The 19,102-nt window shown below is 68.8% G+C and carries 19 protein-coding genes and 2 tRNA genes; 14 read left to right on the top strand and 7 right to left on the bottom strand.

The annotated features are described in order from the left end of the window. The first annotated feature begins 1 nt into the window (after position 1). From H610_RS0119765 to H610_RS0119805, 9 genes are read left to right on the top strand one after another with little or no spacing between them, the layout of a single operon-like run. Positions 2-787: an SDR family NAD(P)-dependent oxidoreductase gene (locus tag H610_RS0119765; RefSeq protein ID WP_028241273.1), complete on the top strand. Its 786-nt coding sequence runs from the start codon at positions 2-4 to the stop codon at positions 785-787. Next, positions 787-1,524 (top strand): SDR family NAD(P)-dependent oxidoreductase, encoded by a 738-nt coding sequence (locus H610_RS0119770; RefSeq protein WP_028241274.1) that lies wholly within the window; start codon positions 787-789, stop codon positions 1,522-1,524. The genes H610_RS0119765 and H610_RS0119770 overlap by 1 nt, the downstream gene beginning before the upstream one ends. Continuing rightward, the gene (locus H610_RS0119775) at positions 1,521-2,405 is read left to right on the top strand and encodes a DMT family transporter (protein ID WP_028241275.1); all 885 of its coding nucleotides are present in this window, start codon (positions 1,521-1,523) and stop codon (positions 2,403-2,405) included. The genes H610_RS0119770 and H610_RS0119775 overlap by 4 nt, the downstream gene beginning before the upstream one ends. Beyond that, positions 2,402-3,175, top strand: coding sequence for a creatininase (locus H610_RS0119780; RefSeq protein ID WP_028241276.1), 774 nt, complete (start codon positions 2,402-2,404; stop codon positions 3,173-3,175). The genes H610_RS0119775 and H610_RS0119780 overlap by 4 nt, the downstream gene beginning before the upstream one ends. After that, positions 3,175-3,816 (top strand): cysteine hydrolase family protein, encoded by a 642-nt coding sequence (locus H610_RS0119785; protein ID WP_043239131.1) that lies wholly within the window; start codon positions 3,175-3,177, stop codon positions 3,814-3,816. The genes H610_RS0119780 and H610_RS0119785 overlap by 1 nt, the downstream gene beginning before the upstream one ends. Continuing rightward, positions 3,813-4,595, top strand: coding sequence for an N-acyl homoserine lactonase family protein (locus H610_RS0119790; protein ID WP_028241278.1), 783 nt, complete (start codon positions 3,813-3,815; stop codon positions 4,593-4,595). Before H610_RS0119785 ends, H610_RS0119790 begins: the two co-directional genes overlap by 4 nt. Then, on the top strand, positions 4,592-5,395 hold the full coding sequence (locus H610_RS0119795) for a hypothetical protein (protein ID WP_028241279.1): 804 nt from the start codon (positions 4,592-4,594) through the stop codon (positions 5,393-5,395). The genes H610_RS0119790 and H610_RS0119795 overlap by 4 nt, the downstream gene beginning before the upstream one ends. Further along, on the top strand, positions 5,392-6,279 hold the full coding sequence (locus H610_RS0119800; protein WP_028241280.1) for an ABC transporter permease: 888 nt from the start codon (positions 5,392-5,394) through the stop codon (positions 6,277-6,279). Before H610_RS0119795 ends, H610_RS0119800 begins: the two co-directional genes overlap by 4 nt. Further along, positions 6,276-7,115: an ABC transporter ATP-binding protein gene (locus H610_RS0119805; protein ID WP_028241281.1), complete on the top strand. Its 840-nt coding sequence runs from the start codon at positions 6,276-6,278 to the stop codon at positions 7,113-7,115. Before H610_RS0119800 ends, H610_RS0119805 begins: the two co-directional genes overlap by 4 nt. Positions 7,116-7,626: 511 nt before the next feature. Here H610_RS0119805 and H610_RS0119810 read toward each other — a convergent pair. Together H610_RS0119810 and H610_RS0119815 are read right to left on the bottom strand one after the other, a co-directional pair. Then, positions 7,627-8,085: a hypothetical protein gene (locus tag H610_RS0119810; protein ID WP_028241282.1), complete on the bottom strand. Its 459-nt coding sequence runs from the start codon at positions 8,083-8,085 to the stop codon at positions 7,627-7,629. A gap of 142 nt (positions 8,086-8,227) precedes the next feature. Beyond that, the gene (locus H610_RS0119815; protein ID WP_028241283.1) at positions 8,228-9,247 is read right to left on the bottom strand and encodes an alpha/beta fold hydrolase; all 1,020 of its coding nucleotides are present in this window, start codon (positions 9,245-9,247) and stop codon (positions 8,228-8,230) included. A gap of 139 nt (positions 9,248-9,386) precedes the next feature. Between H610_RS0119815 and glnT the strand changes: the two genes are divergently transcribed. The 3 genes from glnT to H610_RS0119830 all read left to right on the top strand — a co-directional run bounded on the left by glnT (position 9,387) and on the right by H610_RS0119830 (position 12,607). Further along, positions 9,387-10,751, top strand: coding sequence for a type III glutamate--ammonia ligase (gene glnT, locus H610_RS0119820; RefSeq protein WP_028241284.1), 1,365 nt, complete (start codon positions 9,387-9,389; stop codon positions 10,749-10,751). An 11-nt stretch (positions 10,752-10,762) separates the two neighbouring features. Continuing rightward, positions 10,763-11,833 (top strand): putative urea ABC transporter substrate-binding protein, encoded by a 1,071-nt coding sequence (locus tag H610_RS0119825; protein WP_028241285.1) that lies wholly within the window; start codon positions 10,763-10,765, stop codon positions 11,831-11,833. A gap of 162 nt (positions 11,834-11,995) precedes the next feature. After that, positions 11,996-12,607, top strand: coding sequence for a TetR family transcriptional regulator (locus H610_RS0119830; RefSeq protein ID WP_028241286.1), 612 nt, complete (start codon positions 11,996-11,998; stop codon positions 12,605-12,607). 131 nt (positions 12,608-12,738) lie between these two features. Here H610_RS0119830 and H610_RS0119835 read toward each other — a convergent pair. Further along, positions 12,739-12,815 (bottom strand) — tRNA-Asp (locus H610_RS0119835). A 14-nt stretch (positions 12,816-12,829) separates the two neighbouring features. Continuing rightward, positions 12,830-12,905: transfer RNA gene (locus H610_RS0119840), tRNA-Val, on the bottom strand. 214 nt (positions 12,906-13,119) lie between these two features. Here H610_RS0119840 and rdgC point away from each other — a divergent pair. Together rdgC and H610_RS0119850 are read left to right on the top strand one after the other, a co-directional pair. Next, a complete protein-coding gene (rdgC, locus tag H610_RS0119845) occupies positions 13,120-14,040 on the top strand; it encodes a recombination-associated protein RdgC (RefSeq protein WP_028241287.1) in 921 nt (306 codons plus the stop codon). Positions 14,041-14,352: 312 nt separating this feature from the next. Next, entirely contained in the window at positions 14,353-15,309 is a 957-nt protein-coding gene (locus H610_RS0119850) for a bile acid:sodium symporter family protein (RefSeq protein WP_028241288.1), read from the top strand. On the opposite strand, the gene H610_RS0119855 is transcribed toward H610_RS0119850, so the two are convergent. The 3 genes from H610_RS0119855 to H610_RS0119865 form a co-directional block, all read right to left on the bottom strand. Further along, entirely contained in the window at positions 15,306-17,177 is a 1,872-nt protein-coding gene (locus tag H610_RS0119855; protein ID WP_028241289.1) for an MFS transporter, read from the bottom strand. The two genes, H610_RS0119850 and H610_RS0119855, sit on opposite strands and share 4 nt — an antisense overlap. A gap of 72 nt (positions 17,178-17,249) precedes the next feature. Next, positions 17,250-17,576 carry an AzlD domain-containing protein gene (locus H610_RS0119860; protein ID WP_028241290.1) on the bottom strand — a complete coding sequence of 109 codons (327 nt, stop codon included), beginning with the start codon at positions 17,574-17,576 and terminating at the stop codon, positions 17,250-17,252. After that, positions 17,576-18,286 carry an AzlC family ABC transporter permease gene (locus tag H610_RS0119865; RefSeq protein ID WP_028241291.1) on the bottom strand — a complete coding sequence of 237 codons (711 nt, stop codon included), beginning with the start codon at positions 18,284-18,286 and terminating at the stop codon, positions 17,576-17,578. Before H610_RS0119865 ends, H610_RS0119860 begins: the two co-directional genes overlap by 1 nt. Between the last annotated feature and the right edge of the window lie 816 nt (positions 18,287-19,102).

Genomic DNA, 19,102 nt, shown 5'->3' on the forward strand with positions numbered 1-19,102 from the left:
GATGAACCCACTGGATTATCGCGGCCGCACGGTGGTGCTGACCGGCGCCGCCGGCGGCATCGGCCGGGGCCTGGCACAGGCCTTCGGCGAGGCCGGCGCCACCCTGGAACTGCTGGACCGCGACGCCGCCGCGCTCGAGCGCCTGGTCGCCGAGCTGGCGCCGCTGGTCCCGGCCCGCGGCACGCCGCTGGACCTCGCCGACCACGCGGCGGTCGAGGCCTACGCTCATGACCTGGCGGCCGGCGACGCGGTGGTGGACCTGCTGATCAACAACGCCGGGGTGGAATACCCGACGCCGCTGGCCGACAGCGGTATCGAGGCCGACCGGCGCTGGGCCGCCCTGCTGGACAACAACGTGGCCTCCATGCAGCGCCTGACCCGCGCGCTGCTGCCGCGCCTGCCGGCCGGCGCCAGCGTGATCAACCAGGCCTCGATCTGGGGCCTGAAGGGCGTGCCAGGCTTTTCCGCCTACGTGGCGAGCAAGCATGCGGTGATCGGCCTGACCCGCGCCCTGGCCTGGGAGCTCGGCCCGCGGCGCATCCGCGTCAACGCCGTGTGTCCGGGCTGGATCGGCACCGAGGCGGCGATGCGCTCGCTGCGGGCGATGGCCGTGGACAACGGACGCAGCGAAGCCGACGAGCTCAGGACCATCCTCGCCGCGCAGGCGATCCCCGAACTGCTGATGCCGGAAGACCTGGCCGGCACCTTCCTGTTCCTCGGCTCCTCGCTGGCCGCCGCCGTCACCGGCCAGGCGCTGTCGGTGAGCCACGGCGAGGTCATGCACTGATGACGCTCGATCTTTCCGGCCAGACCGCGCTGGTCACCGGCGCCGCCACCGGCATCGGCCGGGCCACCGCCCTGGCACTGGCCGAGGCCGGCGCGACCGTGTGGGCCAACCACCTCGGCCAGCACGACGCCGTCACCGAGCTTCGCGCCGCGGGCATCGAACCGATCGAAGCGGATGTCACCGACCCCGCCGCGGTCGCCGCCATGTTTGAGACCCTCGAGGCCACCGGCCCGCTGGACCTGCTGGTGAACAACGCCGGCGTGCTGCTGAAGAAACCCTTTCTCGACACCGGCGAGGACGACTGGGCCTGGGTGCTCGGCGTCGACCTGACCGCCGTCTACCGCTGCTGCCGGCACGCGCTGCCCGGCATGCGTGCGCGCGGTCGCGGGGCGATCGTCAACGTCGCCTCGGACCTCGGCTTCCTCGGCCGCGAGCACTACGCCGCCTACTGCGCCGCCAAGGCCGGCGTCATGGGACTCACCCGCTCGCTGGCGCGCGAGTTCTCCGCCGACGGCATCCGCGTCAACGGCGTCGCGCCGGGGCCGATCGCCACCGCCATGGTCAGCCCCGAGCACATGAGCGAGGAATGGATGGCCAAGGAACTGGCGATCCCCATGGCGCGCCTGGGCACGCCGGAGGAAGTGGCCGCGGCCATCGTCTTCCTGCTCTCGCCACAGGCGAGCTATTTCACCGGACAGATACTCGGGCCCAATGGCGGCTCCTGGATGGGCGCATGAGCGGCTTGCTGCCACAGGCGCTGCTGGTCGGCGGCGCCACGCTCTGGGGCCTGGGCTGGCTGCCGCTGCGGTTCTTCGCCGCCCAGGGCCTGACCGGCATGCCGCTGGTGCTGCTGACCTACTCGCTGCTCAGCCTGCTCGCCGTGCCGGTGCTCTGGCACCAGCGCCGGCGCTGGGCGCCGCAGTACCTGCACGTGGTCGCCATGGGCCTGGGCGGCGGCTGGGCCACCGCGGCGCTGGTCACCGCGCTCGGCGACGGCCACGTGGTGCGGGTGATGCTGCTGTTCTACCTGGCGCCGGTGTGGGGAACGCTCGGCGGCTGGCTGCTGCTGGACGAGCGCCTGACCCCCGCTCGGGTCGCGGCGCTGCTGCTGGCGATGGTGGGCATCGCGCTGACCCTGGGCATCGACCGCGACGCCTTCCGGCCGCTGGACGGCAACGACTGGCTGGCGCTCAGCGCCGGCCTGGCGTTCAGCCTGAACAACCTCGCCACCCGCGCCGCCGATCAGGTGCCGCTGGGCAGCAAGGCGCTGGTCAGCTTCATCGGCAGCGCCCTGCTCGGCGGGCTGTTCTGCCTGCTGTTCGACCAGGCGCCGCCCCCTCTCGACCTGACCCTGGCCTGGCAGATCGGCCTGCTGGCGCTCGGCTGGATCCTCAGCATGTCCGCGGTGCAGTACGGCCTGACCCACCTGGAAGCCGGCCGCGCGGCGGTGCTGGTGGTGTTCGAGCTGATCGCCGCGGTGCTGTCCTCGGCCTGGCTCGGCTCGCAAGGCATCGGCGCCCACGAATGGCTCGGCGCCGCCCTGGTGACCGCCGCCGCGCTGATCGCCGGCTGGCCGGAACGTCCCTCCCTTACCAGCGCACGGAGTACGCCTGCATGAATCCCGTCCACATGGAGCAACTGAGCTGGGTCGACTACGAGCGCCGCGTGCAGGAAGGCGCGGTGCTGTTCCTGCCCTGCGGCGCCACCGAGCAGCACGGCCCGCACCTGCCGCTGGGCACCGACGCGCTGCTGGCCAGCGCCATCAGCGCCGAGGTCGCCGCGCGGGTTGGCGGGCTGGTCGCCCCGGCCCTGTCCTACGGCTACAAGTCGCAGCCCAAGTGCGGCGGCGGCCAGCATTTCTGCGGCACCACCAGCCTCGACGGCGCGACCCTGAGTGCCCTGGTGCGCGACGCGGTGCGCGAATTCCACCGCCACGGCGTCAAGCGCCTGGTGCTGGTGCTCGGCCACTACGAGAACACCTGGTTCGTCGCCGAGGGCATCCAGCTGGCGCTGCGCGAGCTGGGGCCGGATGCCGGGCTGGAGGTGATGCGCCTGGAACACTGGGACTTCTGCCGTGAAGAAACGCTGGAGGACATCTTTCCCGACGGCTTCCCCGGCTTCGCGCTGGAGCACGCGGCGGTTATCGAGACCTCGCTGATGCTGCATTTCCACCCGCACCTGGTGGCCCTGGAAAAGATTCCGGACGACGGCCCGGCGGACTTCCCGCCCTACGACATGTACCCCACCCGCACCGAGTGGGTGCCGCCGTCCGGCGTGCTGTCCTCGGCCAGGGGGTCCAGCGCGGCCAAGGGCGCGCGCCTGGCCGGTGACATCGTCGACGGCATCACCGCCGCCGTGCGCTTCGAGTTCAAGCTGGAGGGCCTCTGATGCTCGAACTGCGCCACAGCGCCCTGCTGGTGATCGACATGCAGCGCGACTTCTGCGCGCCGGGCGGCTACGCCGACCGGGCCGGTATGGACGTCCAGCGGCTGCGCGCGCCGATCCCGGCGATCCGGCGGCTGCTGGCCGGCGCCCGCGAGCGCGGCATGACCATCATCCACACCCGCGAGGGCCATCGCCCGGACCTGTCCGACCTTCCCGAGCCCAAGCGCCGCCGCGCCGAAGCCAGCGGCGCGCCGATCGGCTCGCCCGGCCCGCTGGGGCGGCTGCTGGTGCGCGGCGAATACGGCCACGACCTGATCGACGAACTGCAGCCGCTGGCCGGCGAGCCGGTGATCGACAAGCCCGGCTACGGCGCCTTCGCCCACACCGACCTGGAGCTGCTGCTGCGTAACCGCGGCATTCGCCAGCTGTTCCTCGCCGGCGTGACCACCGAGGTCTGCGTGTCCTCGACGCTGCGCCAGGCGATCGACCTCGGCTTCGAGTGCTTCACCCTGGCCGACGCCTGCGCCTCCCACGACCCGCGCCTGCACCAGGCGGCGCTGAACATGATCCACGTCGAGGGCGGGCTGTTCGGCCGCGTCATCGACAGCGCCGAATTGCTCGATCGCATGGAGAGCGCCGCATGACCGCCGTGCTCAGGCTCTGGCCGCTGCTGACCGCGACCCACCGCTACGACAAGTCGATCTCCACCCGCGGCCGCGGCCAGGGCGAGCGGATCGAGGCGCCGATCCTCGCCTACCTGATCGAGACCACCCAGGGCCGGATCCTCTTCGACGTCGGCTGCGACTATCAAAAGCTCGCCGACCCTGCGCTGCGCGCGAAGTGGTACGACCCGGCGGAATTTCCCATGGGCCCGCCGCAGATGAGCGAGGAGCAGCGGCTGCCGGCGCACTTCGCGCGCCTCGGGCTGACGCCGGCGGACATCGACCTGGTGTTCCTCAGCCACCTGCACTTCGACCACGCCGGCGGCCTGTGCGACGTCTGCGGCTGCGACGTGCACGTGCACGAGGCCGAGCTGGCGGCGGCGCACGAGCCGGCGGACGACGCCTATTTCGCCGACGATTTCGCCGGCGATTACCGCTGGAAACCGCAGCGCGACGAATACGACCTTGTGCCGGGCGTGCGGGCGATCAACACCCCCGGGCACACCGCCGGGCACATGTCGCTGCTGATCGAGCTGCCCCAGGGGCGGCCGGTGATTCTCGCCGGCGATGCCGCCGACCTCACCGAGAACCTCGAGGATGAGATCGCCCCCGGCCTCTGCTGGCGGGACCGCGAGGACCTGGCCCTGGCCAGCATCCGCAAGCTCAAGGCCACCGCCGCCGAGACCGATGCCGAGCTCTGGCCGAACCACGACATGGCCTTCTGGCGCACCCTCAGGCGCTTTCCGGAGTACCACGCATGAATCCCGTACCGGACGCCTACCTCGGCGTATGGCAGCGGCGCCTGCTGACCACCACGGCCGGTGTGCGCGACGAGAGCAGCGACGTGTTCTGGCTGCAGACTGCCCGGCTGCACGCCGACCTGCGCATCCCGCAGCCGACGCCCGCCGCCGGCGCCGTCAGCGTCGAGACCTGCACCCATGCCGAACAGCAGGCGCTCGCCGGCCAGTCGGGCTTCGCCGGCCTGACCGAGGTCGAGGGCGAGCGCTGCCAGTGGCACCGCCTGCTGGACTACCAGCCGGCGCGCGAGCAGGCGGACGTCGGGCGGATGCGCTTCGAGCACAGCGAACGGCTGATCGAGGACGCGCTCGACGGCAGCTACCACGAGATCTGGCACCGCCTGCCGGAATCGCTCGGCAGCAACTGGGGGCTCTGGCTGCAGGCCGCGTCCAGCGCCCGGCAAGGCTGCCTGCTGGTGGCCGGCGACTACTTCCTGTTCGCCGCCGAGCGGCCGTGCCCGCTGCCGCCGGGCGGCACCCTGCACGATCGCCTGGCCGCAGTGAGCCCGGCCGAGCGTCTGCAGCTGCTGGCCTGCGAGCTTTCCTTCGGCCGCCATCGCGGCGGCGCCACGCCCTGGCGGATCAGCCATTCGACCCTGCCCGGGCGCGTCGGCCAGGCCCTGCTGCCGGCCGACTGTCCGCACCACGACGCCGAGGCGCTGCCGCCCGCCGCGCTGCTCCAGCTCGGCCGCTACAGCCCAGCCGGCGGCTGGATTCCCGTTCCCGCACCCGTCTCGTTCGCACCGCAGGAGACCTGCCCATGACTGCGCACCTCACGCTCGCCTCCCCGGAAATCACCGCCCCGGCCGCCGCAGCCGCCGCGCAGGAAGCGCCCGCGCCGACGCCGCCGGCCAGGCCCCGCGCGCGCTGGTGGAGCATCCGCGGCGAGCTGCCGCGGCGCATCGTCTGGACACTGGCCATCGCCGGCCTGACCGCGCCCTTCGTGCTCTGGTGGGCCTGGACCGCGCTCGGCCTGGCCGACCCCATGTTCATGCCCAGCCCCGGCGCGGTGCTGGAACGCATCGGCCGCTGGTGGACCAGCGAGGGCCTGCTGCAGGACATCGGCATCAGCGTCTACCGGGTGATGGCCGGGTTCGCCCTGTCCGCGCTGCTCGCCCTGCCGCTGGGGCTGTACATCGGCACCTACCGGCCGGTGCAGGCGCTGCTCGAACCGCTCACCGACTTCATCCGCTACATGCCGGCGGTGGCCTTCATCCCGCTGGTGATGCTCTGGGTCGGCATCGACGAGGGCGCCAAGATCCTAATCATCTTTATCGGCACCTTCTTCCAGATGGTGCTGATGGTGGCCGAAGACGTGCGCCGGGTGCCGATGGCGCAGATCGAGGCGGCGCAGACCATGGGCGCGACCCGCGCGGAGATCGTCCGCCTGGTGATCCTGCCCTCCTCGCGCCCGGCGCTCCTCGACACCCTGCGCATCACCTGCGGCTGGGCCTGGACCTACCTGGTGGTGGCCGAACTGGTGGCCGCCAACTCGGGCCTCGGCTACGCCATCCTCAAGGCCCAGCGCTACATGCACACCGACAAGATCTTCGCCGGCATCCTCTTGATCGGCCTGATCGGCCTGCTCACCGACCAGGCCTTCCGCTGGCTGTCACGCCGCGCCTTCCCCTGGAGGAAACAAGCATGACCGCACCCAAGATCGGCATCCGCGAAGTGGGCAAGACCTTCGTCAGCGACAAGCGCGAAGTCGAAGCGCTGCAGTCGGTGAACCTCGACGTGCAGCCCAACGAGTTCATCACCTTCGTCGGCGCCTCGGGCTGCGGCAAGTCGACCCTGCTGCGCATCATCGCCGGGCTGGAGACGTTGAGCCGCGGCGAGATCCTGCTCGACGGCAAGCCGGTCGACGGGCCGGGCGTCGACCGCGCCATGGTGTTCCAGCACTACAGCCTCTATCCCTGGCTGACGGTGATGAAGAACATCAGGTTCTGCCGCCAGCTCAAGGTGGTCGCCGACACCGTGCACAGCGAAGCCGACGTCGAAACGGCGGCCGGCCGCGCCGACGCACTGCTGTCGCTGATGGGCCTGACCAGCTTCGCCGACGCCTACCCCAGCCAGCTCTCCGGCGGCATGCAGCAGCGCGTGGCGATCGCCCGCGCGCTCATGCCCAAGCCGGCGACCCTGCTCATGGACGAACCCTTCGGCGCGCTCGACGCGCAGACCCGCGAAGTGATGCACGACCTGATCCGCCACGTGTACAGGCTGGAGAAGACCACCATCCTGTTCGTCACCCACGACGTCGAGGAAGCCATTTACCTCGGCGGCCGCGTGGTGCTGATGGCGCCCCGACCGGGGCGGATCGACTCGATCTACGAGGTGCCGCTGCCGGCGCAGCGCAACCAGGATATGAAGCTCTCGCCCGAATTCACCGAGCTCAAGCGCCAAATCCTTGCCCGCATCCGCGAGACCTCGGGCATGCAGACCGACCTGGAGCAACTGGAGAAGCTGACGGCGATCGCCGGCTAAGGTCTTCCCTAGGGTGCCCGTGGGGTGGGCCGGGCGGCGTTCCGCTTCAGCCCACCATGTCGGCCTGCTGCTCGCCTGTATTGCGGTGGGCTGAAGCCCACCCTACGCGGAGCGCCGGCCGCCCCTCCTGCGGGATGGCTGCAAGCGCGTGCCCCCGGTTCGCGAGCAAGCTCGCTCCTACGGGTTGGCTAAAGCTCTTCCACGTGCCCGACCTGCGTCGCCCAGTGTGGCGCGCTCTTCCAGAGTCAGCAATTCATTGCTAGGTCGCGCGTGAGACGAGGCCCACGCGCTGTGCTCGCTGACGGCAGTCGCCGCGGGGTCGCGCCTCCCACGGGTGGGCACGCGCGCTCGTAGGGTGGGCTTCAGCCCACCATGTCGGCCTGGCGCTCGCCTGTATCGCGGTGGGCTGAAGCCCACCCTACGCGGAGCGCCGGCCGCCCCCTCCTGCGGGATGGCTGCAAGCGCGTGCCCCCGTTCGCGAGCAAGCTCGCTCCTACGCAGAGCCACCAAGCTAGAACTCGTCCACGCGCCCGACCTGCGTCGCCATGCGCAGCGTGGCGTGCTCTTCCAGCGCCAGCAGTTCGTTGGCCAGATCGCGCGCGCCGTCGATCTCGGCCCGACGCGATAGCGAGCGGTACAACTCGAGCACCTGGTTGTGGATGTCGAACACCTCGCGCGAGATGCCCTCCAGGGTCATGCTGGCGTAGGGCTTGGCGCAGGGGCCGCTGAGCATCACCGGCTCGCGCACCAGGTAGTCGTAGATGCAGGTGTTCAGCGCGTTGGGGCTGGCGTGTTGCTCGATGCGGCCGATGGCGCGGGCCAGTGCCTGCTCGTGGTCGGCCAGGTAGGCCAGCAGCCACTGGATGCGCTGCTGCTCGTGTTGCGAGGCGGCACGCGCGAGGCAGCGCGACAGTCGCCCATGGGTGTTGCGGGTCCAGTCGATCAGGTCTTCGAAGCGTTCGATCTTCATGCGGTGCCCTCCGCCGCGCGGGCTGGGCCGGCGACGGACAGCGCCGGCGATACATCGAGGCGTTCGTGGCAAGCATAGACAGCCAGGCCGAACACCCCGGACCGGCGGGCGACGAAGGCGTTTCCAGGTGTGACAGCGCCGTTCAGGCCAGCAGCTCGCCCATGGCCGCGAACACCTGGGCCATGGCCTCAGGACTGCGCCCCGGCCCGCCGGCGCAGTGCCCCCAGTCGGACTCGAGCACACGCAGCTCTGCGCGGGGAATCAGCGACGTCTCGTGGCGTGCATCCTCGACGGTGAAGTACAGGTCGGTGCGGCCCGGCATGACGATCGCCTGCGCCTGGATCCGGCCGAGGGCCTGCTCCAGGCTGCCGACACCGAGCAGCCGCGCCGGATCGGCCGACTGCCAGGTCTCCAGCACGCAGAGCAGGTCGTTGGCGTCCTGCTGCAGATGATCCTGCTCCCAGAAATCTAGCAGTGCTTCCAGCGAGCCGAAGCCCAGCTCGCGCCACAGTTCGCGACGGTAGAACGCCTGCGAGTAGGCCCAGCCGGCATAGGCGCGCCCGAAGGCGCGCAGCCCGCGCTCCGGCGGCGCGGCGTAGCGCCCGTCCTGCCAGTCCGAATCGGCGCAGAGCGCGGCCTTCACCCCCTCGAGGAACACCCGGTTGTGCGGCCAGCAGCGCGCGGTGCAGCAGAACGGCAGGATCGCGCGCACCCGCTCGGGATAGGCCATCGCCCAGTACAGCGTCTGCATGCCGCCCATCGACCAGCCGGTGACCAGCCTCAGCGTCCAGTCCGGGCCGAACAGCCGGTCGAGCAGCTGCTTCTGCGCACGCACGTTGTCCATCAGGCTGATGCGCGGGAAATCCGCGCCGCGCTGGTCCTCACCCGCATTGCTCGGCGAACTCGACCAGCCGGCGCCGAACAGGTTGGTGAACACCACGCAGTGCTGGCCATCGGCCAGGGGACTTCCCGCACCAACAAGGGGCAGGCTGCCCCAATGTGTTCCACCGTAGTAACTCGGCACCAGCACCAGGTTGCTGTGCGCGGCGTTAGGCGTGCCGGCGATTTGATAGCAGATGCGTGCCTGGCGCAGCGTCCGGCCGCTGTCGAGAAGCAGGTCGCCCAGCTCCATGAAGATTTTTTCTCTCTTTATTTCAATCACTTGGCTGTTCTCCTAGTCACCGAGGGCCCGTTCTCACGAAGGCTGCTGCCGGCCTTTTCTATACACGCTGGCATGTATATTGGATGAAGGATTCGTGCCATCGCCAGCGAGCTGGCCCAAATTCAGCTAGGAGCGCTACATGACCACCTTTCCGCAATCCACCGTCGAAGAGCTCAAGCAGCGGCTGCTGACCAAGGGCGTGAAATACGCCATGGCCAGCTACGTCGACATCCATGGGGTGATCAAGGGCAAGTTCGTCCCGCTCGCCCACCTCGGCCAGATGCTGCGGGGTTCGGAGCTGTACACCGGGGCGGCGCTGGATGGCGTGCCGCAGGACATCAGCGACAACGAGGTGGCCGCCATGCCCGATCCGGCGAGCGCCACCCAGTGCAGCTGGAACCGCGACCTGGCCTGGTTCGCCAGCGACCTGTACCTGGACGGCCAGCCGTTCGAGGCCTGCTCGCGCGGCATCCTCAAGCGCCAGACCGAGGCGGCGGCGCAGCTCGGCTACACTTTCAACCTCGGCATCGAGACCGAGTTCTTCCTGTTCAAGGACACGCCGGACGGTGGCTTCGCCCCGCTCTCCGAACGCGACACCGGCGCCAAGCCCTGCTACGACCCGCGCCTGCTGATGGACAACCTGCCGATCGTCGACGAGCTGGTCGAGGCCATGAACGAGATGGGCTGGGGCGTGTACTCCTTCGACCATGAGGACGCCAACGGCCAGTTCGAAACCGACTTCAAGTACGCCGACGCCCTGACCATGGCCGACCGCTTCGTGTTCTTCCGCATGATGGCCACCGAGATCGCCCGCAAGCACGGCGCCTTCGCCACCTTCATGCCCAAGCCGTCGGCCAACCGCACCGGCAGCGGCGCGCACTACAACATGTCGCTGGCCGACAGGGCGACCGGCAAGAACCTGTTCGAAGTCGACGGCGAGGACACCTACGGCTGCGGAGTCACCCCGCTGGCCTACCACTTCATCGCCGGGGTGCTGAAGCACGCCAAGGCGATCTGCGCGGTGATCGCGCCGACCGTCAACAGCTACAAGCGCCTGGTGCGCAAGGGCGCCATGTCCGGTTCGACCTGGGCGCCGGTGTTCTGCTGCTACGGCAACAACAACCGCACCAACATGCTGCGCATCCCCTCGCAGGGCGGCCGGGTGGAATGCCGCGCCGCGGACATCGGCTGCAACCCCTACCTGGGCGCCGCGATGATCCTCGCCGCCGGCCTGGAAGGCATCCGCGAGAAGCTCGATCCGGGCCTGCCGCACCGTGAGAACATGTACCACTACAGCGAGAAGCAGGTACGCGAGATGGGCATCGAGACCCTGCCGCGCACCCTCGACGAAGCCATCGACGCCTTCGAGGCCGACCCGCTGTCGCGCCAGGTATTCGGCGACGCCATGTTCGAGACCTTCGTGCAGTTCAAGCGTGACGAGTGGACCGCCTACCACACCCACGTGTCCGACTGGGAAATCCAGCGTTATCTGAAATTCTTCTAAGGAGCGACACCATGCAGACCAAGACGCTGAAAGGCTGGCTGTGCGCCGGCGCCATGGCCCTGGCCGGCCTCTCGCCGCTGGCCCATGCCGAGAAGAAGGACAGCTTCGAGCTGGCCTGGACCATCTACGCCGGCTGGATGCCCTGGCAGTACGCCGACGAGTCCGGAATCATGAAGAAGTGGGCCGACAAGTACGGCATCAAGGTGAACATCACCCAGATCAACGACTACGTCGAATCGATCAACCAGTACACCGCCGGCCAGTTCGACGGCGTGGTCGCCACCAGCATGGACGCCCTGTCGATCCCCGCGGCCGGCGGCGTGGACACCACCGCGCTGATCGTCGGCGACTACTCCAACGGCAACGACGGCATGGTCATGAAGGGCAGCGGCAACCTGGCCGACGTCAAGGGCCAGCAGGTGCACCTGGTCGAGCTGTCGGTGTCGCACTACCTGCTGGCACACGCGCTGGAAAGCGTCGGGCTGTCGGAGAAGGACATCCAGGTGGTCAACACCTCCGACGCCGACCTGGTCGCCGCCTTCAACACCCCGGACGTGCGCAACGTGGTGACCTGGAACCCGCTGCTTTCCGACGTGCAGGCCGTGCCGGACGCACAGCTGGTGTTCGATTCGAGCAAAATCCCTGGCCACATCAAGGACCTGACGGTGGTCAACAGCCAGACCCTCGCGGACAACCCGGCCTTCGGCAAGGCGCTGGTCGGCGCCTGGTACGAGGTGATGAGCATCCTCGAGAGCGACACTGAAGAAGGCGCCAAGGCGCGCGCCGCGCTGGGCCAGGCCTCGGGCACCGACCAGGCCGGCTACGAGGCGCAGCTCGAGGGCATGAAGATGTTCTGGAAACCGTCCGACTCGGTGGCCTTCATCGAGAGCGACGAAGCCTACGAGGCGATGGACAGCGTGCGCCACTTCTCCTTCGATCACGGCCTGCTCGGCGAGGGCGCCGACTCGGCGGACTTCGTCGGCATCGCCATGCCGGGCGACAAGGTGCTGGGCAACGAAGGCAACGTGAAGCTGCGCTTCGACCCGACCTACATGCGCATGGCGGCGGACGGCAAGCTCTGAAACGCATGGGGAGCGCTCCATCTGCCCTTCCCTGTAGGAGCAGGCTCTGCCTGCGATCCCCGGCCGCTCCCCGATGCCAAGGTGGTCGCAGGTAGAACCTGCTCCTACAACCCCGCCAGCCACCTGCGCTAACCTCCCCTCCTTTCCCCGACCGACACCGCCATGCGCCGCACCAGAGAAGACGCCGAACAGACCCGCCTGAAAGTCATCGAGGCCGCGCTGGAGCTGTTCAGCCGCAACGGTTACTCCAACACCACCCTGGCGATGATCGCCGAGACGGCCGGCTTCAGCCGCGGGCCGATCTACTGGCACTTCAAGAACAAGGACGAACTCTACCAGGCGGTGCTGGCCGTCTCGCAGGAGCCGCTGGAACGGCTGATCGCCGAAAGCCAGGCGCGTGCCGCCGAGCCGATGGCGGCGCTGGAGCATTTCATCGGCCAGTGGTTCCGCCTGCTGGTCACCAACCGCTGGCATCGGCAGTCGTTCGAGATACTGCTCAACAAGACCGAGTTCACCGCCGAGATGGCCACCGCGCTCAAGCGCGAGCGCGAACTCACCCGGCAGATGGTGCAGCTGCTCGCCGGCCTGATCGAACAGGCCCAGACCCGGGGCGCGATCCCTGCCACCCAGCCGGCGCAGTCGCTCGGCGTACTGACCTACTCCAATCTGATGGGCATCACCCACACCTGGCTGTTCTCGCCCAAGCTGTTCAAGCTCAAGGACGAGGCGCCCTTCTTCACCGACCGGTTGATGGCGCTGCTGCGGGTCGGCTGAACGGCGGTCGCGGTGCGGCATGGCGCCCCCGCGCCGAGGGACTGGCGGCGCTTTTTCGAGGGCGAAAAAAAACGGCCCCGAGGCCGTTTCTTTCGTTGCATCCAGGTGTTCAGTGGGCCTGGAGGCGAATGTGGCGCAGCGGACGGGACTCGAACCCGCGACCCCCGGCGTGACAGGCCGGTATTCTAACCGACTGAACTACCGCTGCGCGTTACCGCGAGATGGTGGGTGATGACGGGATCGAACCGCCGACCCTCTGCTTGTAAGGCAGATGCTCTCCCAGCTGAGCTAATCACCCTTCACTCTCGAAGTGGGGCGCATTCTAGAGAGGCTTCCGGACCTTGGCAAGCCCTCCAACGAAAAAAATTTCGAAGTCTTCCAACGACTTACTAAGGACGGCAGGTGGAAGGCCAATTGCACGAATTTCGTCCGTCGCGTCGCTCGCCAGGGTTGGCCTGGCCAGGCCGGACGGGAATAATGCGCGCTTTGCTTTTCCGGAGTTTCCCTACGCCATGTGGTTTCGCAACCTGCTCGTCTACCGTCTCACGCAGAACGTCCCCTTCGAGGCCGATGCCCTCGAGGCCGCACTCGCCGCCAAGCAGGCCCGCCCCTGCAACAGCCAGGAAGTGAGCACCTATGGCTTCGTCGCCCCCTTCGGCAAGGGCGCCGATGCGCCGCTGGTCCACAGCAGTCAGGGCTTCCTGCTGATCGCCGCACGCAAGGAAGAACGCATCCTGCCCGGTAGCGTGGTCAAGGACGCGCTGAAGGAAAAGGTCGACGAAATCGAGGCCGAGCAGATGCGCAAGGTCTACAAGAAGGAGCGCGACCAGCTCAAGGACGACATCGTCCAGGCCTTCCTGCCGCGCGCCTTCATCCGCAAGTCCACCACCTTCGCCGCCATTGCGCCGTCGCTCGGCCTGGTGCTGGTCGATTCTTCCAGCGCCAAGCGCGCCGAGGACCTGCTCTCCACCCTGCGCGAGGCCATCGGCTCGCTGCCGGTGCGACCGCTGACGGTCAAGGTGGCGCCCGCCGCGACCCTCACCGAATGGCTGAAGACCCAGCAGGCGGCGGCCGACTTCACCGTGCTCGACGAGTGCGAGCTGCGCGACACCCACGAGGATGGCGGCGTGGTTCGCTGCAAGCGCCAGGACCTGTCCAGCGACGAGATCCAGAACCACCTGGGCGCCGGCAAGCAGGTCACCCAGCTCTCGCTGGCCTGGCAGGACAAGCTGTCCTTCGTGCTCGACGACAAGCTGGTGGTCAAGCGCCTGCGCTTCGAGGACCTGCTGCAGGACCAGGCCGAACAGGACGGCGGCGACGACGCTCTCGGCCAGCAGGACGCCAGCTTCACGCTGATGATGCTGACCTTCGCCGACTTCCTCCCGGCGCTGTTCGAGGCGCTGGGCGGCGAGGAGATTCCGCAGGGCATCTGACGGCGCTCGCCGGGCCACGCGCCCGGCACAACGAACCCCGTGATCCCCGTAGGAGCGAGCTTGCTCGCGAAGCTTCTGCATAGCCTGGCAGTGCTTTTGGAATGCCATGCGCGCAACCCATCGGTTCGCAGGGTGGGCTAAAGCCCACCAAGGGGACGACCTCTGCCTGGTGAGCTAAAGCCCATCTACGACCGAGCCATGCCGGGACGACAGACCGCACGGTAATCGCCGAGCGCTTGCCATCCTGTCCGCCCCACCCGGGCGCGCCGGCTATGCTGAACCGGCACGCCCCGCCAGCCACGAGACGCCCCCATGCGCGCCCTTGCCGCCATCAGCCGCTTCGCCGGCAACACCTTCGCCTTCTGGGTCCTGCTGTTCGCCGTCCTGGCCTTCTACTTCCCCGCCACCTTCCTGCCTGCCGCCCGGTGGATCGTGCCGCTGCTCGGGCTGATCATGTTCGGCATGGGCCTGACGCTGAAGACCGAAGACTTCCGCGAAGTCGCGCGCCAGCCCATGCGCGTGCTGCTCGGTGTCGCCGCGCAATTCCTGATCATGCCGGCACTGGCCTGGCTGCTCTGCCGGCTGCTCGGGCTGCCGGCGGAAATCGCCGTCGGGGTGATCCTGGTCGGCTGTTGCCCGGGCGGCACCGCGTCGAACGTGATGACCTGGTTCGCCCGCGGCGACGTGGCGCTGTCGGTGGCGATCACCGCGGTCACCACCCTGCTCGCCCCGCTGGTGACGCCGACGCTGATCTGGCTGCTGGCCTCGGCCTGGCTGCCGGTGAAGTTCGGCGCGCTGTTCTGGTCGATCGTGCAGGTGGTGTTGCTGCCCATCGCGCTCGGCCTGCTCGCCCAGCGGCTCCTCGGCCGCCGCGTGCAGGCGGCGGTGGAGGTGCTGCCGCTGGTGTCGGTGGCGAGCATCGTGGCGATCGTCGCCGCGGTGGTGGCCGCCAGCCAGGCGCGGATCGCCGAATCGGGCCTGCTGATCATGGCCGTGGTGGTGCTGCACAACGGCCTGGGTCTGGCGCTGGGCTACTTCGCCGGCAGGCTGTTCGGCCTGCCGCTGGCGCAGCGCAAGACATTGTCGATAGAGGTCGGCATGCAGAACTCCGGCCTTGGCGCGGCGCTGGCCAGCGCTCACTTCTCGCCGCTGGCGGCGGTTCCCAGCGCGCTGTTCAGCGTCTGGCACAACCTCTCCGGTCCGCTGCTGGCGACCTTCTATCGCCGCCTCGAGGACCGTCCAGCCGCCGAACCGCGGCGCAGCATCTAGCGCGCCTCTCCACGCAACTCGGCCACAGCCGCCTGCAGCTGCCGGCGGCCGGTCTGCGGCGGCAGCGGCGCCCCGACCGCCAGCGTCACCCGCGACCAGAAGCGGCGGAACAGGCCCTTGGCCGGATCGCGGCTGAAGAAGCTGCCCCACAGCCCCTGCAGCGCCATCGGGATGACCGGCACCGGGTTGTCCTGCAGGATGCGCTCGACCCCACCCCTGAATTCGTTCAGCTCGCCGTCGCCGGTCAGCCGGCCCTCCGGGAAGATGCACACCAGCTCGCCGGCGCGCAGGTATTCGGAAACCCGTTCGAAGGCACGGCGGAAAGTCTCCAGGTCCTCGTCGCGGCCGGCGATCGGCACCGCACCGGCGGTGCGGAACACGAAGTTCAGCACCGGCAGTTGGTAGATCCGATAGTACATCACAAAGCGCACCGGCCGGCGCACCGCCCCGCCGATCAGCAGGGCATCGACGTAGGACACGTGGTTGCACACCAGCACCGCCGGCCCGTGCTCGGGTATCCGCTCCAGCCCCTGGTGGCGCACCCGGTACATCGAGTGGCCGAGCAGCCAGATGAGAAAGCGCATGGTGAACTCGGGCACGATGCGGAAGATGTAGCCGCCGACCACCAGGTTCATCAGCGACACCGCCAGGAACAGCTGCGGGATCGACAGCCCGGCGACGGTGAGGAAGAGGATCGCCACGATGGCCGACAGCACCATGAACAGCGCGTTGAGGATGTTGTTGGCGGCCACCACCCGCGCCCGCTCGTGCTCGGCGGTGCGCGACTGGATCAGCGCGTAGAGCGGCACGATGTAGAAGCCGCCGAACAGGCCCAAGCCGAAGATGTCCAGTAGCACCCACCAGGTCCGCCCCTGCGCCAGCACCTCCAGCCAGCCCTGCACCTGCGGTGCCGGCCCGAAGGCCGACGCATGCCACCACAGCAGCAGGCCGAACACCGTCAGCCCCAGCGAGCCAAACGGCACCAGGCCGATCTCGACCCTGTGTCCGGACATCCGCTCGCAGAGCAGCGAACCGGCGGCGATGCCCACGGAAAACACTGTGAGGATGAGCGTCACCACGCTTTCGTCGCCGCCCAGCACACCCAGGGTGAACGCGGGAATCTGCGTCAGGTAGGTGGCGCCGAGAAACCAGAACCAGGAATTGCCGATCAGCGAGCGCGACACCGACAGCCGCTGCCCGAGCCCCAGGCGGAGGATGCGCCAGGTCTGGCGCAGGATGTTCCAGTCCATCTCGAGCGCCGGCAGCGAGGCCGCGGCAGGCGGAATGCGGCGGCTGGCCAGGTACCCCAACGCCGCCACCAGCAGCACCAGGCCGCCCACCCGCAGGGCGTAGCCGTCCGACGACATGAGGATGCCAGCGACGAGGGTGCCGGTCAGTATCGCCAGGAAGGTGCCCATCTCCACCAGCGCGTTGCCGCCCACCAGCTCGGTGTCGGCCAGCTGTTGCGGCAGGATCGAATACTTCACCGGGCCGAACAGCGCCGATTGCGTGCCCATGGCGAACAGCACCGCCAGCAGCAGCGGCAGGCTGCCGAGCCACAGCCCCAGCGCGCCGACCGCCATGATCGCCACCTCGGCCGCCTTGATGATCCGGATCAGCCGGTGCTTGGCGTACTTCTCGCCGAACTGCCCGCCCAGCGCGGAAAACAGGAAGAACGGCAGGATGAACAGCAGCGCGCAGAGATTGACCAAAAGGTCCTTGTCGGCGCTGGTGCCGAGCCGGTAGAGGATCGCCAGCACCAGCGCCTGCTTGAACAGGTTGTCGTTGAACGCGCCGAGCAGCTGCGTGAGGAAGAACGGCAGGAAGCGCCGCGTGCCGAGCAGACCTGCTTGTGAATGAGTCGCCATGATCCCTTTCCCTGGCCGGTATCGGTCATTGGATGAGCGCCGAAGGGTCTCACGCCACATTGGTGCCCTTCATTACAACGGCAACTGCCCGAACGCCCAGCGCAGCAGGAAGAATGCCAGCAGGCCGCCGCCGATGGTCGCCAGCAGGTGCCGGGTCAGCGCGGCGATCAGGATCGTCAGCAGCCCGGCCAGCAGATAGGCGTTGCGCCAGTGCAGCGCCCATTCCCCGGCGGGCAGGAGCATCGCCGGCACCACGATCGCGGTGAGCACCGCCACCGGCACGTAGTGCAGGCCCTGCTCCACCAGCCGTGGAAAGCGCAGGTCCGGCCAGGCGAAGAAGCTGAAGCGCGTGGCGAAGGTGATCGCCAGCATGCCGAGGATCAGCAGCCAGGTTTCCATCAGGCCACCTCCGCCGGCGAATGGACGGTACGCCGCTCCAGCCACACGCCGACGACGATGCCGGCAAACGCCGCGGCGATCAGCCCGAGCTTGTACGGCAGGCTCCAGGTGAGCAGCGACACCCCGGCGGCGACCAGCGCCGAAGCCACCTGCGGCCGGGTGCGCATCATCGGCACGGCGATGCCGATGAAGGTGGCGATCATGGCGAAATCCAGGCCCCAGGCCGCCACGTCCGGTACCGCCTGGCCGAAGGCTATGCCGGCCAGGGTGAACAGCTGCCAGTTGACGTACATGGCCAGGGCGGCCCCGAGGAAGTACCAGTGCTTGAACGGCGAGGCATCGTCGCGGGCGTAGCGGTGCTGGATCACCGCGTAGGCCTCGTCGGTCAGGCAGAAGGCCAGCGGCACCCGCCAGCGCGCCGGCAGATGGCGGACGAAAGGCTGCATCGAGGCGCTGTAGAGCGCGTGCCGCAGATTGACCACGAAGGTGGTCAGCAGCACCACCAGCGCACCCACCCCGCCGCTCAGCAGGGTCACGGCGATGAACTGCGCCGAGCCGGCGAACACCAGCGCCGACATGCCCAGCGCCTGCCAGGACGACAGCCCGGCCCCGATGGCCAGCGTGCCGAAGATGATGGCGAACGGAATGGCACCGAATACCAGCGGCAGGATATCGCGGGCACCGTGGAAGAATTCTTGCGAGCGGGACATGACACCTCCTTGAGGGGGCGCAGATTATCCCAACTCGCGGAGGCGGTCTTGAACGATCTTGCACGCAGGCATCGGTGTCGGGGGCCTGGGCTTGTGCCGGGGGGCCTCCCTCATCCGGCCCTGCGGGCCACCTTCTCCCGGAGGGAGAAGGGAAAGCACGGCCGCCTGGAGCCTCGGCGTTACCTGTAGGAGCAGGCTCTGCCTGCGACCTGGCGGGCATCGTTCGCGATCAAGACCGCTCCCACAGGCATGCAGGCACGCGCTCCTGCAGGAGCGCGCTCGCTCGCGAATCGCACCCGCACGACGCCTCGGCCACCGCCCCGCCAGCGTCATCTCCCTCCGGGAGAGGGTTGGGGTGAGGGCTTGGCGTCTCGGTGCCCGGCCCTCATCCGGCCCTGCGGGCCACCTTCTCCCGGAGGGAGAAGGGAAAGCACGGCCGCCTGGAGCCTCGGCGTTACATGTAGGAGCAGGCTCTGCCTGCGACCTGGCGGGCATCGTTCGCAGTCAAGAACGCTCCCACGGCCATGCAGGCACGCGCTCCTGCAGGAGCGCGCTCGCTCGCGAATCGCACCCGCGACGCCTCGGCTACCACCCCGCCAGCGCCATCTCCCTCCGGGAGAGGGTTGGGGTGAGGGCTTGGTGTCTCGGTGCCCGGCCCTCATCCGGCCCTGCGGGCCACCTTCTCCCGGAGGGAGAAGGGAAAGCACGGCCGCCTGGAGCCTCGGCGATACCTGTAGGACCAGGCTCTGCCTGCGACCTGGCGGGCATCGTTCGCAGTCAAGAACGCTCCCACAGGCATGCAGGCACGCGCTCCTG

Source organism: Stutzerimonas azotifigens DSM 17556 (assembly GCF_000425625.1).
GTDB classification, from domain to species: Bacteria; Pseudomonadota; Gammaproteobacteria; order Pseudomonadales; family Pseudomonadaceae; genus Stutzerimonas; species Stutzerimonas azotifigens.